Origin of the sequence: [Acidovorax] ebreus TPSY (genome assembly GCF_000022305.1) — a bacterium.
GTDB lineage: Bacteria > Pseudomonadota > Gammaproteobacteria > Burkholderiales > Burkholderiaceae_C > Diaphorobacter > Diaphorobacter nitroreducens.
In genome coordinates this window covers 960,984-977,195 of sequence record NC_011992.1, presented here as the reverse complement: position 1 = coordinate 977,195, position 16,212 = coordinate 960,984, and the positions used below count along the sequence as shown (strand labels likewise).

Sequence of the window (16,212 nt, the reverse complement as noted above, 5' to 3'; positions counted from 1 at the left end):
GTGTCCCGCCCCTTGCATCCCCTACCGCCATGAAACCTCCCCTTGTTCCCCGCCCGCGGCGCACGGCCGTGGCCCTGGCCGCGCAGGCCGCGCTGTGGCTGCTGTGCGGCAGCGCGATCGCGCAGACCGCCGAGGCCCCGCCGGGCGCGCCGGCGGCAACCGCCACCCCCACCCTGCGCCAGGTAGACGTGGTCGACTCCACGGCGGGCGCCGCCGCCACGCCCGCGCGCCGCGCGCAAAGCAGCTCGCGCCTGGGCCTGCCAGTGCTGGAGACGCCGCGCGCCGTGAGCGTGATCGACAGCGCGCTGCTGGAGCAGCAGTTGGCCACCACGGAGCGCGACGTGCTGCGCAACGCGGCCGGCGTGTCCTCGCGCAGCGAGTACGCAGGCTCGTACTCGCAGTTCGCGATCCGCGGGTTGTGGGCCAACAACACCTACAACTACCTGCGCGACGGTGCCAAGTTCGTGCACCTGCTCGACCCACCGCTGTTCAACATCGAACGCGTCGAGGTCATCAAGGGCCCGGCCGCGCTGGAGTTCGGCCAGGTGGCGCCGGGCGGCCTCGTCAACTACGTGAGCAAGCGGCCCCAGGCCGATCCGCTGCGCAGCGTGAAGATCGGCGCAGGCAGCCACGGCTGGCGCAATGCCGAATTCGACCTCACCGGCCCCCTGAATGCCGACGGCACGCTGCGCTACCGGCTGGACGGCAGCGCGAGCCGCGGCGGCAGCTTCGTGGACGGCAACACACCGCGCAAGCAGGGTCTGGCCGGCAGCCTGGAATGGCAGCTCACGCCGGACACGCGCTGGCGCGCACAGGCCGAGTACCAAAGCCTGGAAGGCGTATCCACCGTGGGGCTGGCGGTGCCCGACCCGCAGAACCCGCGCAGCGCGGACGTGCTCCCGGTGGGCACCTTCTATGGCGAGCCCTGGCTGCGCACCGACGGGCACCTGCGCTTTTATTCCACGGAGCTGCAGCACCGCTTCACCGACAGCCTTGAAGGGCGGGTGCACCTGTCGCGCAACGAGACCTTTCGCAACGTGAACATGGTCTACCCCATCGGCCCGGTGACGGGCGGCCAGGTGGCGCGCAGCTACTGGCTGGCACCGGGGCAGAACTACACGTCGGACACCGCGCTGGCCGAACTGCGCGCACAAGTGCGGACGGGTCCCGTGCGCCACACGCTGCTCGCCGGGCTGGATTGGCGTGCCATCGAGGGCGTGTACGGTGCGCGTGGCACGGGCAACCTGGGTGCAGTGGACCTGTACCAGCCCGTGACGGGCCTGGTGCCGCCCGCGGCTTCCGGCGGCAGCGCCGCCGTGGCCTCGGACACGCGCAACACGGGCCTGTTCGTGCAGGACCGGCTCGCCCTGGGCGACTTCAGCCTGCTGCTGGGCCTGCGCCACGACCGGCTCAAGGACGCTTACACCAAGCCCGCCACGGATCTGAGCAAGACCCAGCCCAGCGCCGCGCTGAGCTGGCAGCCCCTGCCCGCCAGCATGTTCTATGTGAGCCATGCGCGCTCGTTCCAGGCGAACTCGGGCACGCTGCTGTGGGGCGACCGCGCGGCACCGCCTTCCGAGGGCAAGCAGTTGGAGGTGGGCTGGAAGCAGGAATGGCTGGGCCAGCGCCTGCTCACCACCGTGTCGGCCTTCGCGCTGGAACTGACCAACGCACCGGCCAACGACCCCGAGCACCCCGGCTACTCGGTGCTGACAGGCCGCCAGCGCATCAAGGGGCTGGAAGTGGAGGCCCAAGGCCGCATCACCCCGGGCTGGAGCGTCACCGCGCAGGCCACCTTCCTCGACCCCAAGGTGCTGGCCGACACCGTGCCCGGCGCCAACGTGGGCCACCGCGTCGCCCTCGCCCCGCGGCGCACCGCCTCGCTGTGGACCCAGTACCGCCTGCCCCGGGTGCCCGGCCTGTGGGTCGGCGGCGGGCTGGTCCACCAGGGCGACAAGTTCACCGCCAACGACAACCGGTGGCGCCTGCCCGGCTACACCGTGGTGGACCTCGCGCTGGGCTACCAGTTCGGCGGCGGCGTGCGACTGCAAGCCAACCTGAAGAACGCCGCCAACCGGCGCTACTACGTGGACGCATCCACCACGGCCGCGGGCTTTGCGGCCGTCACACCGGGCGAGCCGCGCTCGCTCTACGTCACGCTGGACTACACGTTCTGAACCCCTCAATTTCTATCAAAACACGCTGCAGCGTCCGTCCATCCTGCGCAACCAGCTTCACTATTCATAGCACCATGATCTTTCGCACTTCCCCCGCCACGCGCACTGCCGCCGCACAGGCCGCCGTGGCGCTGCTGTGCGGCGCCGCCGCGCATGCCCAGACCACCGAAGCCGCCCTGCCCGCGGTCACCATCAGCGCCGACCCGGCGCAGCAAAGCGCCACCGAACCGGTACGGGGCTTCGTGGCCCGCCGCGCGCTGTCGGCCACCAAGACCGACACTCCGCTCATCGAGACACCCCAGGCCATCAGCGTGGTCACGCGCGACCAAATGGAAGCCCAGGGGGTACAGACGCTGCGCGAGACCACGCGCTACAGCGCGGGCATCGTATCGAGCTACTTCGACAGCCGCGTGGACAGTTTCAAGGCGCGCGGCGGCGATGTGACGCAGTACCTGGACGGCCTGCTGCGCACCTATGGCACGTACAACAATGTCAAGGCAGAGCCCTACACGCTGGAGCGCGTGGAATTCCTGCGCGGCCCCTCTTCGGTGCTCTACGGCCAGGGCAGCGTGGGCGGCGTACTCAACCTCACGTCCAAGCGTCCGCTGGCCGAGCGCCAGCGCGAGGTGCAGGTGCAGGTAGGCAGCCATGCGCGCAAGCAGATCGCCGCCGACCTGACCGGCCCGCTGGATGCCGAGGGCCGGTGGCTCTATCGCCTGGTGGCCGTGGGCCGCGACAGCGGCACGCAGGTGGACCACGTGGACGATGACCGCGTGGTGTTCGCGCCATCGCTCACCTGGCGGCCGAGCGCGGACACCTCGCTCACGCTGCAGGCGCACTACCAGAAGGACCAAAGCGGCTCGCTGATCGGCTTCTTCCCCTGGCAGGGCACGCGGCTGCCGAGTGCCTACGGGCGTATTCCCACCAACACCTTCATCAGCGAACCGGGCTGGGACGCCTACGACACCGAGAACGCCTCCTGGGGCTACCTCTTCAGCCACCGCCTGAACGGCGACTGGACGCTGCGCCAGAACCTGCGCCGCACCGTGAGCGACGTGGACTACCGCACGCTCTACACCAGCTTCGCCGCCAATGCCGCCAGCGGCCGACCCGCGCGTCCGGTGTTCGACGCCAATGGTCGCACCGTGCTGCGCGACGCCGCCTGGCAACGCAACGCCAGCCGCCTGCTGCTCATCGACACGCAGCTGGAAGGCCACCTGCGCGCGGGCGCGGTAGAGCACACGCTGCTGGTCGGCGTGGACGGTCAGCGCAACCACACCAGCCAGTCCAGTTGGCGCGCCGTGGCGCCCGCCATCGACGTATATGCACCGGTGTACGGCAACTTCACCCCGCCCAGCAGCGCCGCCCTGACGGCCCTGCCCGACGTGACGCAGCGCCAGCTGGGCCTGTACCTGCAGGACCAGATGCGCTGGGGTGCGTGGACCGCCACGCTGGGCCTGCGCCATGACCGCGCCAAGACCGACACCGAAGGCCGCCCCGCCGCGGCGGTGGACGACAAGGCCTGGACCAAGCGCCTGGGCCTGACCTACCAGGCAGGCGGGGGCTGGGCACCGTATGTGGGCTATTCAGAGTCGTTCCAACCGCTGGGAGGCGTCAACGTGTACGGCACGCCCTACAAACCCCAGCGCGGCCAGCAGTGGGAAGCCGGCGTGAAGTGGATGCCCGAAGGGCGCGGCATCTCGGCCTTTGCGGCGCTCTACCACCTGCGCGAGAAGAACCGCAAGACCACCGATCCGAGCAACCCGCTCAACAGCCTGCAGATCGGCGAGGTCACCATCAAGGGTCTCGAAGCCGAGATGACCGCCAGCCTGGCGCGCCATTGGGACTGGACGCTGGGCTATGCCTATGCCGACGCCACCATCAGCCGCAGCAACGCGGGCGACCAGGGCCAGCGCGTGGCGGGCGTGCCGCGGCATACGGCGTCCAGCTGGCTCATGCACCGCTTCGCGGCCCAGGGCCGCGGCGGCTGGACGGTGGGCGCCGGCGTGCGCTACACCGGATCGCAGTGGACCGGCACCCCGGCCATCGACACCCCGTCGGTGCTGCTGGCCGATGCCATGGTGGCCTACGACGCGGGCGATTGGCGCCTGGCGCTGAACATCAACAACCTGACGGACAAGGTCAACATCACCCAGTGCCTGGCGCGCGGCGACTGCTTCTACGGCGAGCGCCGCAACGTGCTGCTGACGGGCACCTACCGCTTCTGAGCGCGGTGTAAAAAAAGCCCCGGCAGGCCGGGGCTGGTGGTGCTGAAGGGCGGCGTCAGACGTGGGTGATGGAGATCGCGCGCGTGTTCAGGCAGGCCTCCAGCGCCTCAGGGCCGCCCTCGGAACCGTAGCCCGAATCCTTGATGCCGCCAAACGGCAGCTCGGCCGAGGGCGTCGCGGGCTGGTTGATCCACAGCATGCCCACCTCGACGCGCTGGCTCAGCAGGTGGGCATTCTTGAGCGAGCGCGTGAACGCGTAGCCCGCCAGGCCGTAGGCGAGGCGGTTGGCCTCGGCGATGGCCGCTTCGAGCTGCGTGAAACCCTGCACGGCCGCGACGGGTCCGAAGGGTTCCTCGTTGAAGATGCGTGCATGGGTGGGTACGTTGTCGAGCACCGTGGGCGCAAAGAAGTTGCCCACCTCGCCCAGCCGCTCGCCACCCGTGCGCACCGTGGCGCCCTGCTGCACGGCATCGCCCAGCAGGTCGGCCATGGCCGCCACGCGGCGCGGGTTGGCCAGCGGGCCCATCTGCGTGCCCTCGGCCAGGCCGTCACCCACCTTCAGGCCTTGGGCATGGCGCGTGAGCGCGGCCACGAAGTCGGCGCGCACGCTCTCGTGCACCAAAAAGCGCGTGGGCGAGATGCAGACCTGCCCCGCGTTGCGGAACTTGGCGCCGCCCGAGGCCTTGACCGCCAGTTCGATGTCCGCGTCCTCGCAGACGATCACAGGGGCGTGGCCGCCCAACTCCATGGTCACACGCTTCATGTGCTGTCCCGCCAGCCCCGCCAGTTGCTTGCCCACGGGGGTGGAGCCGGTGAACGTGACTTTGCGCACGATGGGGTGCGGGATCAGGTAGTTGGAGATCTCGGCCGGGTTGCCGTACACCAGGCCCACCGCACCGGCAGGCACGCCGGCATCGGCAAACGCACGAATCAACTCGGCCGGGCTGGCGGGCGTCTCCTCGGGCGCCTTGACCAGCACCGCGCAGCCCGCGGCCAGCGCCGCGCCCAGTTTGCGCACCACCTGGTTGATGGGGAAGTTCCAGGGCGTGAACGCGGCCACCACCCCCACCGGGTCCTTCACCACCATCTGGCGCACGGCCAGGTTGCGCGACGGCACGATGCGGCCGTACACGCGCATGCCCTCATCGGCAAACCACTCGATGATGTCGGCAGCGGCCATGGCCTCGACACGCGCCTCGGCCCGCGGCTTGCCCTGCTCCTGCGTGAGGATGGCGGCAATGGCGTCGGCGCGCTCGCGCATCAGCGCCGCCGCCCGGCGCATGGTCTTGGCGCGCTCGATGGCGGGCGTGTCGCGCCACGCCTCGAAGCCTTTTTGCGCAGCCGCCAGCGCGCGGTCCAGGTCGGCAATGCCCGCATGCGCCACCCGCCCGATTTCCTGGCCCGTGGCCGGGTTGTGCACGGCGATGGTCTTGCCGCTCTCGGCGTCCTGCCATTGGCCGGCGATGAAAAGGCGCGTGTCGGGATAGGTCATGCAGTGGGCTCCTGGTGTCATGTCAAGAAAAAACGGGCGCCAGGCGCAGGGGCAAGACCCGCGCCGGCCGCAACCGGTCACTATAGAGTGCAACGCCCCGCGGCGCAGTCGCGTGGGCGCGAATCCCTACGCGCTCAGCTGGTGGTATCCCAACCCCCGCCCAGCGCGCGTACCAAGCCCACCGTGGCCACGTACTGCGCTGTGCGCACCTGCAGCGCCTGCCGGCGGTTGCGCAGCTCGCTGCGGCGCGCATCCAGCAACTCCAATTGGCTCACCAGACCGTTGCGGTAGCGCGAATCGGACAGCTGCGTAGCGCGCGCGGCGGACTGCACGGCGCGGTCCTGTGCCTGCGCCTGGTCGGCCAGCAGGCGCAGCGCGCTGAGCTGGTCTTCCACCTCGCGAAAGGCCGTGAGCACCTGGCCGCGGTGGGCGGCGAGCGCCCCTTCCAGCCGGGCGCGCGCACCCTCCTCCTGGGCGGCGCGCTGGCCGCCATCGAAGAGCGGCAGCGACAGCAGCATGCCAATGCCCCAGGAACGCGCCGACCACTTGAACAGATCGCCCAGCTCGGGCGATGCAAAGCCCGCACTGCCCGTGAGTGCCAGCGCGGGAAACCACGCCGCCTGCGCCACGCCCACGCGTGCCTGCGCCGCCAGCACCGCGGCCTGGGCCGCAGACACGTCGGGCCTGCGCGCCAGGACCGTGCTGGGCACGCCGGGCGGAATCACCGGCAGCGCGGCCTCGACCGCCGCCGGTGGCAGCGAGAAGCCCGTGGCCACGTCGCCCACCAGCACGGCCAATGCATGCCGCAGCTGCGCCTGCTGGCGCTCCAGCGCCAGTGCCTCGGATTCGGTGGCCGCCACCTCCGTCTGCACGCGCGCCACGTCCAGCTCCGCCACGTCGCCCGCCTGGTAGCGGCGCTGCGTGAGGTACAGAGTGCCGCGGTAGGCTTCCAGACTCTCATCCACCAGCGCGCGCTCCGCCTGCAGCGCACGCAATTGCAAATAGGTCTGCGCTACGTCGGCCTGCACCATCAGCCGCGTGCTCTGCAGCAGCGCGGCGCGGGCCTGGGCGTCCAGCCGCGCCGCATCGCTGGCGCGCGCCAGCCGGCCGAACAGATCCAGCTCGTAGGACACGCCCAGCCCCGCCGTTGCGAGCGTGGCAGGCTGCGTGCCATTGGTGGTGGTCACACCGGCCTGGCGTGAGACGCCAGCGTTGGCGCGCACCTGGGGTGCGCGCTCTGCATCTGCCGAGCGCAGCAGCGCGCGCGCCTCGGCCAGGCGGGCCGCAGCCTCCTGCACGCTGGTATTGGCCTGACCAGCGCGTTCGACCAGATCGCTCAGCACCGGATCCTGAAAACCCAGCCACCAGGCGCCGCGGGGCTGTGCCTCCGCCGGCGGCGCGGTCGTCCAGGCCGGTGCACCCTCCGTCGCCGCTGCGCTGAAGGCGGCGGGCACGGCAACGCCCGCGTGTTCCGGCTGCGGCGCCAGCGGCGCGCCCATGCAGCCTGCCAGCACCAGGGCCGCGGCCAGCGGCGCCAGTCGCGCGGGGAAAGCAAGGGAAAGCATCGTCATGGGGAATTCCTTTTTCATTCGTGCTGCCCGCGCGGCGCGGCCGGCAGGGGACGCGCCGCGCCGCCGGCGCCGGTCTCTTCGATCAATGGCGCGGTATGGCTACCGTGCTGCTGCAGCGGGCGGTTACCGGCCATGCGGCGCAGCGCCACGTAGAACACGGGGGTGAGGAAGAGACCGAAGGCCGTCACCCCGATCATTCCGGCGAACACCGCCACGCCCATCGCGCTGCGCATCTCGGAACCCGCACCGGTGGACAGCACCAGGGGCAACACCCCCATCACGAAGGCCAGCGAGGTCATCAGGATGGGCCGCAGCCGCAGGCGGCTGGCCTCGATGGCGGCCTGCACCGGCGTGCGGCCGGAAAACTCCAGCTCGCGCGCAAACTCCACGATCAGGATGGCGTTCTTGGCCGACAGTCCCACCAGCACGATGAGCCCGATCTGCGTGAACACGTTGTTGTCCCCGCCGCTGAGCCAAACGCCCGTCATGGCGGCCAACAGGCCCATGGGCACGATCAGGATGATGGCGATCGGCAGCGTGAGGCTCTCGTACTGCGCGGCCAGCACCAGGAACACCAGCAGGATGGCGATGGGGAACACCAACACCGCGGAGTTGCCGGCCAGGATCTCCTGGTAGGTCAGTTCGGTCCATTCGAAGGAGATGCCCTGGGGCAGCGTCTCGGCGGCGATGCGCTCCACCGCCGCCCGCGCCTGGCCCGACGAGTAGCCGGGCGCCGGCCCGCCGTTCACGTCGGCCGACAAGAAGCCGTTGTAGCGCATGGCACGCTCGGGGCCGAAGCTGGGCTCGATCCTCATCAGCGCCGACAGCGGCACCATCTCGCCCGTCGTGGAGCGTACCTTCAGCAGCGCCACGTCTTCTGCGCGGGCACGGAAGGCCGCGTCGGCCTGCACGCGCACGCTGTAGGTGCGGCCGAACTGGTTGAAGTCATTGGCATACAGGCTGCCCAGGTAGATCTGCAGCGTATCGAAGATGTCCGTGACCGGCACGCCCAGCTGGCGTGCCTTGGTGCGGTCGATGGCGGCATAGAGCTGCGGCACGTTGACCTGCCAGCTCGTGAACAGGCCCGTCAGCTCGGGCGTCTGGTATGCCTTGGCCATGAAGGCTTTCACGGCCGCGTCCATGGCCTCGTAGCCCAGCGACGCACGGTCCTCGATCTGCAGCTTGAACCCGCCCGTGGTGCCCAGCCCCGCCACCGGCGGCGGCGGGAACATGGCGATGAACGCATCCTGGATGCCGCCGAATGCCTGGTTCAGCTGCCCGGCCACCGCCCCACCGCTCTGGTCGGCGCGCGTGCGCTCGGCGAAGGGCTTGAGCGTGGCGAACACGATGCCCGCGTTGGAGCTGTTGGTGAAGCCGTTGATCGACAGGCCCGGAAACGCGATGGCGTCTTCCACGTTGGGGTTCTTCTTCATGATTTCACCCATGCGGCGAATCACGTCGTCGGTACGGTCCAGCGTGGCGCCGTCGGGCAGCTGCGCAAAGCCGATCAGGTACTGTTTGTCCTGCGCCGGCACAAAGCCGCCCGGTACGGCCTTGAACAGGCCCCAGGTGACGCCCACCAGGGCCAGGTAAATGGCCAGCATCAGCGCCTTGCGCCCCACCACGCGGCGCACGCCGCCGCTGTAGGCCTGCGAGCCCCGGTGGAACACGTGGTTGAAGCGGCGGAAGAAACCGCCGAACGCACGGTCCATGCCGCGCGTGAGCGCATCCTTGGGCTCGTGGTGGCCCTTGAGCAGCAGCGCGCTCAACGCTGGCGACAGGGTGAGCGAATTGATCGCCGAGATCACCGTGGAGATGGCGATGGTCACCGCGAACTGGCGGTAGAACTGCCCGGTCAGGCCGCTGATGAACGCCAGCGGCACGAACACCGCCACCAGCACCAGCGCGATGGCGATGATGGGCCCGCTCACTTCGCGCATGGCGCGGTAGGTGGCCTCGCGCGGCGTCAGGCCCGCCTCGATGTTGCGCTCCACGTTCTCCACCACCACGATGGCGTCGTCCACCACGATGCCGATGGCCAACACCAGTCCGAACAGGCTCAAGGCGTTGATCGAGACGCCCAGCAGGTGCAGCACGGCGAACGTCCCCACTACCGACACCGGCACGGCCAGCAGCGGAATGATGGAGGCGCGCCAGGTCTGCAAGAACAGGATCACCACGATCACCACCAGCGCCACGGCTTCCAGCAGCGTCTGGATGACGGATTTGATCGACGCCCGCACGAACTGCGTGGGGTCGTAGGCGATGCGGAACTCCACGCCCTCGGGCATGTTCTTTTGCAGCTCTGCCATGGTGGCGCGCACGTTGGTGGAAATGTCCAGCGCGTTGGACCCCGGCGCCTGGAACACGCCCATGCCCACGGCCGGGTCGTTGTTGAGCAGCGAGCGCAGCGCGTAGTCGGCCGCGCCCAGCTCCAGCCGGGCCACGTCGCGCAGACGGGTCACCGCGCCATCCTCGCCGGTCTTGACGATGATGTCGCCGAACTCTTCCTCGGTCGTGAGGCGCCCCTGCGCGTTGATGGACAGCTGCAGGTCCACGCCCGGCAGGCCCGGCGATGCGCCCACCACGCCGGCCGCGGCCTGCACGTTCTGACCGCGGATGGCGGCCACCACATCACTGGCCGAGAGGCCGCGCTGCGCGACCTTCTGCGGGTCGAGCCACACGCGCATGGAGTAGTCGCCGCCGCCAAAGATCTGCACCTGCCCCACGCCCTGGATGCGCGCGAGGCGGTCCTTCACATTGAGCACGGCGTAGTTGCGCAGATAGTCGATGTCGTAGCGGCCGTTGGGCGAGACCATGTGCACGACCATCGTCAGGTCGGGTGCGCTCTTGACCGTGGTCAGCCCCAAGCGGCGCACCTCCTCCGGCAGCCGCGGCTCGGCCTGCGAGACGCGGTTCTGCACCAGTTGCTGCGCCTTATCCGGGTCGGTGCCCAGGGCAAAGGTCACGGTGAGCGTCATCACGCCGTCGGTCGTGGCCTGGCTGCCCATGTAGAGCATGCCCTCCACGCCGTTGATGGATTCCTCCAGCGGCATGGCCACGGTCTCGGCGATCACCTTGGGGTTGGCGCCAGGGTAGGTGGCGCGCACCACCACGGAGGGCGGCGCGACCTCGGGGTATTCCGAGATCGGCAGCGCGCGCAGCGCGATCAGCCCGGCAAGAAAGATGAGCACCGACAGTACGCCCGCGAAGATCGGGCGGTCGATGAAGAAGCGGGACAGGTTCATGGTGAAGGTCCTTCGTTGCGCCGCCCCCTCAGGCAGCGGGCTGCTTGGGCGTGGCGCGCGCCTGCGCGCCGTTGCCGTCCAGTTCGGCCTTGGCGGCCATGGGCACCTCCTGCGGCGCCACCTGCACGCCGGGGCGCACGCGCTGCAGGCCATTCACGACAATGCGCTCGCCAGCCTTGAGGCCCGAGGTGACGACGCGCAGCCCATCCACGTGCACCCCCAGGTGCACTTCGCGGTATTCGGCCTTGTCGCCCTCGCCCGCCACCATCACGAACTTCTTGTTCTGGTCCGTGCCCACGGCGCGCTCGTTGATGAGCACGGCCGAGGAGCGGTGCGCCTGGCCCATGCGGATGCGTGCGAACTGGCCCGGCATGAGCGTGCCGTCGGCGTTGTCGAACACCGCGCGCACGCGCACCGTGCCGCTGCGGGCGTCCACCTGGTTGTCGATGAGTTGCAGGTGCCCCACGTGCGGCGTGCCACCCGTGGTGCCCGTGCCCATCTGCACCGGTATGCGGTCCACCGCGGCACGTGCGTTGCCACTGGAGCGCGTGCTGGTGCGCAGGTCTTCCAGCGCACGCGCAACCACCTGCTCGTCAGTGTCGAAGCTCGCATAGATCGGGCTCACCGAGACCAGCGTGGTAAGCACCGGCGCGCCGGCCCCCGCCGCCACCAAGTTGCCCACCGTGACCTCGATGCGGCCCACCCGCCCCGCGACGGGCGCGCGCACCTGCGTGTAGCCCAAGTTCAGCCGCGCGGTCTGCAGCGCCGCCTGGGCCGCGCGCAGGTTGGCCTCGGCCTCGCGCTGGGCGTTGGCACGCTCGTCGTGCTCGCGCTGGGCAATGGCGCGCTCTTCCCACAGGCGCGTGGCGCGCTCCATCTCGCTGCGGGTGTAGGACACGCGGGCCTGCGCGGCGACGACCTGTGCCTCCGCACGGTCCACCTCGGCCGCGTAGGGCGCAGGGTCCACGGTGAAGAGCAGGTCGCCCTGCTTCACCAGTGCGCCCTCGCGGAAATGCACCGCCTGCACGGCGCCCGCCACACGGGGGCGAATGTCCACGCGCTGCACGGCTTCCAGCCGGCCGGAGAACTCGTCCCACAGCGCAATGTCCTGCTGCAGCACGGCCGCCACAGAGACCGGCATGGCCTGCGGGGCCGTGCCAGCGGCGGGCGCCTCGGCATGCGAACTTTGCAGGCCCAGCACGGTTCCCCCGGCTACGGCCACGGCAAGGGACACGCCGGCGGCGGTCCACCAGCGGCGACGGGACGACGAGAAAAATGGTGAATTCATGGTGATTCCTCCAGGCCTTTCGGCAATCAACGACAGGCCGCTCGCAGTGCGCGGCGGCAGATTCAGGCAAGGCTTTCTCCTCCGGCACGCAAAGCCGGAACAGCAGGGGCAGCGGGAACGCCGGGTTGGCGCTGGAGCGGGCTCGGCGCGCGAAAACTCACCGCGGGTGAGGATCAGGCGCCTCGCCCCTCCCTAAAGCCCGTACAGGGGCTGGATCCCAAGGCTCAGCTCGATGCCGGACATCGCGTGGCCTCAAAGAAAAGCCGGAACTGCTCCTGCACCTGCACCGCGCAGGGGCAGGGATTCGTTCCGGGTTGCAGCAGGGCGTCGGGCCACTGCGCCGCCTGGGTGAAGACATGCCGCTTGACCGCAAGCCCCGCCGCTTCCAGGCGCGCGGCGTAGGCCAGCGCCTCGTCGCGCAGGGGGTCGGTGTCGCCCACCAGCACCAGCGTGGGCGGGAGCCCCGCCAGCCGCTGCGCGGTACCGGGCACGGCGTAGGGATGCTCGGCATCGCGCGCGCAGCGGAAAAACTTCAGCCAGCCATCGGCCCACTTGCACGCCGTGGCTTCGCCCGTGGCGGCGCGCAGCGACGGAGTACCCACGCAGGGGTCCAGCATGGGCGACAGCAGGATCTGGCCGGCCAGCGGTGGGTGCGACTGGTCGCGCGCCATCATGCTGATGCCCGCCGCCAGGTTGCCACCCGCCTCCTCGCCCGCCAGATACACGAGCGCACCCGGCCCCGCCAGGCGCGAGCGGTGCTTGAACGCCCACTTGAGCACGGCGTAGCCGGTCTCCAGCGGCTGGGGAAACGGATGCGCCGGTGCCAGCGGGTACGCCACCGACACCACCCGCGCGCCCGCGGCCTCCAGCAGCCCACCCACCGTGCAACCGTTGTCGAGGTCACCCGACACGAATGCGCCACCATGGAAATGCACCACCAGCGGCGACGTCTCGCCAGCTTTCTTGCGTCCGTACATGCGCACGGCCACCTGCTGCTCCGTGGCCACCTCAATGGTGGTGTCGGTGCAGAGGGAGGGCGATGAAGGACGGGTGCTCTGGATCATGGTTGGGTTGGCCGGCAAGTCCGGTTGATGGGAAATGTAGCGAGGCGGGCAGTGCCGATAAATGGTGCATCTTTCACCGCACTGTTTCCCAATGCCGAACAATCGGCGCGCACGGTGCGTGTGAAAATCCGTCGGCCTCACAAGGGACAAGAGAAGGAGAAGCACATGGACCAGATACAGGCCATGCGCATATTCGCGCGGGTGGTCGAAGCTGGCACCTTCACGCGCGCCGCCGATTCACTGCAGCTGCCCAAGGGCACCGTGACCAAGCACGTCCAGGCGCTGGAGGAGCGCCTGCGCGTGAAGCTGCTCAACCGCACCACGCGCCGCGTCACCGTGACGGCCGACGGCGCCGCGTTCTACGACCGCACCGTGCGCCTGTTGGCCGACTTCGACGACATCGAAGCCAGCATGAGCCAGGCGCGCGCCAACCCGCGCGGACGTCTGCGCGTGGACGTGGGATCGTCGGTGGCGCGGCTGCTCATCGTGCCAAACCTGGCGCAGTTCCAGGAGCGCTACCCCGACATCCAGATCGACCTGGGCGTCAGCGACCGCACCGTGGACCTCATCGGCGACAACGTCGACTGTGTGATCCGCGGCGGCGAGCTGGCCGACCAGTCCCTGGTGGCGCGGCGCATCGGCAACCTGGAATTCATCACCGTGGCCGCGCCCGCCTACCTGGAGCGCTTTGGCGTGCCCGCGCACCCTCTGGACCTGGAGCGCAGCCACCGCACCGTGATCTACTTCTCGCCCGTCTCGGCGCGCCGCTATCCGCTGGAGTTTCACAAGGACGGCGAGGTGATCGAAACCTCGGGCCCCTCTCACCTGGCCGTGAACGAGAGCAACGCCTATCTGAACGCCCTCGTCGCCGGCCAGGGCGTGGGGCAGATCACCACCTTCCAGGCCCAGCAGCACTTCGAGCGCGGCGAGCTCGTGCGCGTGCTGCCCGACTGGTCCCACCCCGTGCTGCCCGTGTACGTGGTGTATCCGCCCAACCGCCATCTGAGCGCCAAGGTACGCGCCTTCGTCGACTGGGCTGCGGAGCTGTTTGCCAACGAGCCGCTGCTGCAACACCAGTAGAGGCAATTGCTATATTTTTAATAGCTGTTGGCGCTTACCAAATAAGCGCTATAGGGCAATTTCTTTCAAACCAACGTTCGTGAGCGGCAAGCGCGTATGCTCGCCGTCCATGACCGACCAACCTGGAGCGCCCGCCCCACAACCACCCGCACAGCCCCGCAATCCGCTGCACGGCATCACGCTGGAGGCGATGGTCGTGGCGCTGCAGCAGTATTTCGGCTGGGAGGGTCTGGCCAGCCGCATTCCCGTGCGCTGCTTCCAGAGCGACCCCAGCGTCGCCTCCAGCCTCAAGTTCCTGCGCAAGACGCCATGGGCGCGCGAAAAGGTCGAGGGCCTGTACCTGTTCATGCTGCGCGAGCAGCGGCGCAACGCATCGCGTTGACCGCGGCGACGGCCGCACTGGCGAACGTGCACGGCAGCTGGCGCACGCCGGCGCGCGGCTCGTCGCAATGCGCTGGAACGCCGACGGGCGGGCCGGCACAGTGGCTCCACGGACGGCATGGTGCCGCCGGCAGTGTCCCCACAGGAGCCCTCATGAACGCCTTGCATACGCTGACCTCGCAGGTCCCTTCCACGCGCCGCCCCTTGCTGCGCGGCGCCATCGCCAGTGCCGTACTGGCGCTGGCCGGCACCGCCACCACGGGCGCGCTGGCCCAGGTGCCGCAGCACGCCCCCGCGCCCTCGGCGGCACAGACGCAGGTGGCCGCCATGCCCCATTCCACCCACGACCGTACCAACGCTGTCGGCCGCACACGCGCTGAAGTGATTGCCGAACTGCAATGCGCGCGCGAGTCGGGCGAGCTGGAGGCCAGCGTGCTGGCCCAGTACGGCCTGGTGCCCCCTGCCCGCCAAGGCGCGCGCGCGAACTGCGCGCACGATGCCCAGAGCCGCCAGATGGCACAGGGCCAATAAACCCCCCCCGGAGCCCGGGCCCGGAAGTGCCGGTCAGTCCGCCGCGGGCGCGAGAAAGTCCCTGCTGATGCAGCCGCCGAGTTCGTTCACGCGGTCCAGGAACTGCGTGAGGTAGGCATGCAGGCCGGTGGCCAGGATCTCGTCGATGCGGCCGTAACGCAGATCGGACAGCAGACGCCCGGCCCTCCGCTCGGTCTCCCCCGAATGCTCATGCGCGACGGCGGCCAGGTTGTCCACCACCTCGTGCATGCTGGCATGCAGCGAACGCGGCATGTCCCGCCGCAGCATGAGCAGGTCGGCCACGCGCTCGGGCGTGATCACGTCGCGGTACACCTTGCGGTAGACCTCAAACGCCGAAACGCTGCGCAGGATGGCGCTCCAGTGGTAGAAGTCGGCCTCGGGCGTGGAACGGCGGGCATCACCCGCCAACCCATGGAAATCGCTCTGCACCGCATGGAACTTCACGTCCAGCAGCCGCGCCGTGTTGTCGGCGCGCTCCAGGAAGGTGCCCAGGCGCAGGAAGTGAAACGCCTCGTCCTGCAGCATGGTGCCCAGCGTGACCCCACGCGACAGGTGCGAGCGGTACTTCACCCATTCGAAGAACTGCCCGGGGTCGCGCTCGAAGGCCCCCTCGCGCAGCTGGCGTGACAGCTCCAGCCAGGTCTGGTTCAGCGTCTCCCACACCTCGGTGGTGAGGGCACCGCGCACGGCGCGCGCGTTCTCGCGCGCCGCGCGCAGGCACGCGGCGATGGACGACGGGTTGCCCTCGTCGCACACCATGAACCGCAACACACCCGTGGCCGTGATCGCACCCTGCCGCGCGGTGTAGGCGGGAATCAGCTCACTGATTGACAGCAGCCCGCGCCAGCCCTCCTGCGCCTGGGCATCGGACTGCGGCAGCAGGGAGGTCTCGTAGCTGACGTTGAGCATGCGGGCGGTGTTTTCTGCCCGCTCGGTGTAACGGGACATCCAGAACAGGTGATCGGCAGTGCGGCTCAGCATGTGGCCTCCTCGGCTTGGGCGGGCAGCAAACCCCGCACGCGCTGCGCGCGCCCGCCGTGTTGTGGCGCAAGCCCGCCTGCGGCGGACCTGTCTGCCCGCTCGGTGTAGCGGGACATCCAGAACAGATGGTCGGCAGTGCGGCTCAGCATC

General features: G+C 69.6%; 11 protein-coding genes and 1 pseudogene. 5 read left to right on the top strand and 7 right to left on the bottom strand.

Going from position 1 to position 16,212, the window contains the following annotated elements; translation table 11 throughout:
* Positions 1 to 29: 29 nt before the first annotated feature.
* Entirely contained in the window at positions 30 to 2,177 is a 2,148-nt protein-coding gene (locus DTPSY_RS04700) for a TonB-dependent siderophore receptor (RefSeq protein WP_015912675.1), read from the top strand.
* Between the two features lie 74 nt (positions 2,178 to 2,251).
* Positions 2,252 to 4,405 carry a TonB-dependent siderophore receptor gene (locus tag DTPSY_RS04695; protein WP_015912674.1) on the top strand — a complete coding sequence of 718 codons (2,154 nt, stop codon included), beginning with the start codon at positions 2,252 to 2,254 and terminating at the stop codon, positions 4,403 to 4,405.
* Between the two features lie 55 nt (positions 4,406 to 4,460).
* Here DTPSY_RS04695 and DTPSY_RS04690 read toward each other — a convergent pair whose 3' ends face one another.
* The 5 genes from DTPSY_RS04690 to DTPSY_RS04670 all read right to left on the bottom strand — a co-directional run bounded on the left by DTPSY_RS04690 (position 4,461) and on the right by DTPSY_RS04670 (position 13,068).
* Entirely contained in the window at positions 4,461 to 5,897 is a 1,437-nt protein-coding gene (locus tag DTPSY_RS04690) for an NAD-dependent succinate-semialdehyde dehydrogenase (protein ID WP_015912673.1), read from the bottom strand.
* Positions 5,898 to 6,031: 134 nt separating this feature from the next.
* Positions 6,032 to 7,468, bottom strand: a complete 1,437-nt coding sequence (locus tag DTPSY_RS04685) for an efflux transporter outer membrane subunit (protein ID WP_041838799.1) — start codon at positions 7,466 to 7,468, stop codon at positions 6,032 to 6,034.
* 14 nt (positions 7,469 to 7,482) lie between these two features.
* Complete coding sequence (locus DTPSY_RS04680; protein ID WP_015912671.1) at positions 7,483 to 10,716, bottom strand: efflux RND transporter permease subunit; 3,234 nt, start codon at positions 10,714 to 10,716, stop codon at positions 7,483 to 7,485.
* A 28-nt stretch (positions 10,717 to 10,744) separates the two neighbouring features.
* Positions 10,745 to 12,004 carry an efflux RND transporter periplasmic adaptor subunit gene (locus DTPSY_RS04675; RefSeq protein ID WP_015912670.1) on the bottom strand — a complete coding sequence of 420 codons (1,260 nt, stop codon included), beginning with the start codon at positions 12,002 to 12,004 and terminating at the stop codon, positions 10,745 to 10,747.
* Between the two features lie 224 nt (positions 12,005 to 12,228).
* Complete coding sequence (locus DTPSY_RS04670) at positions 12,229 to 13,068, bottom strand: alpha/beta hydrolase (RefSeq protein ID WP_015912669.1); 840 nt, start codon at positions 13,066 to 13,068, stop codon at positions 12,229 to 12,231.
* Between the two features lie 165 nt (positions 13,069 to 13,233).
* Between DTPSY_RS04670 and DTPSY_RS04665 the strand changes: the two genes are divergently transcribed.
* The 3 genes from DTPSY_RS04665 (at position 13,234) to DTPSY_RS04655 (ending at position 15,060) form a co-directional block, all read left to right on the top strand.
* A complete protein-coding gene (locus tag DTPSY_RS04665) occupies positions 13,234 to 14,148 on the top strand; it encodes a LysR family transcriptional regulator (protein ID WP_015912668.1) in 915 nt (304 codons plus the stop codon).
* A 109-nt stretch (positions 14,149 to 14,257) separates the two neighbouring features.
* Positions 14,258 to 14,530 carry a VF530 family protein gene (locus DTPSY_RS04660; RefSeq protein ID WP_015912667.1) on the top strand — a complete coding sequence of 91 codons (273 nt, stop codon included), beginning with the start codon at positions 14,258 to 14,260 and terminating at the stop codon, positions 14,528 to 14,530.
* 152 nt (positions 14,531 to 14,682) lie between these two features.
* A complete protein-coding gene (locus tag DTPSY_RS04655; RefSeq protein ID WP_015912666.1) occupies positions 14,683 to 15,060 on the top strand; it encodes a hypothetical protein in 378 nt (125 codons plus the stop codon).
* A 33-nt stretch (positions 15,061 to 15,093) separates the two neighbouring features.
* On the opposite strand, the gene DTPSY_RS04650 is transcribed toward DTPSY_RS04655, so the two are convergent.
* Both DTPSY_RS04650 and DTPSY_RS18785 read right to left on the bottom strand, forming a co-directional pair.
* Positions 15,094 to 16,062: an alpha-E domain-containing protein gene (locus DTPSY_RS04650; RefSeq protein WP_011804459.1), complete on the bottom strand. Its 969-nt coding sequence runs from the start codon at positions 16,060 to 16,062 to the stop codon at positions 15,094 to 15,096.
* Between the two features lie 80 nt (positions 16,063 to 16,142).
* A pseudogene (locus DTPSY_RS18785) lies at positions 16,143 to 16,211 on the bottom strand (alpha-E domain-containing protein); the annotation flags it as partial.
* Position 16,212 lies beyond the last annotated feature (1 nt).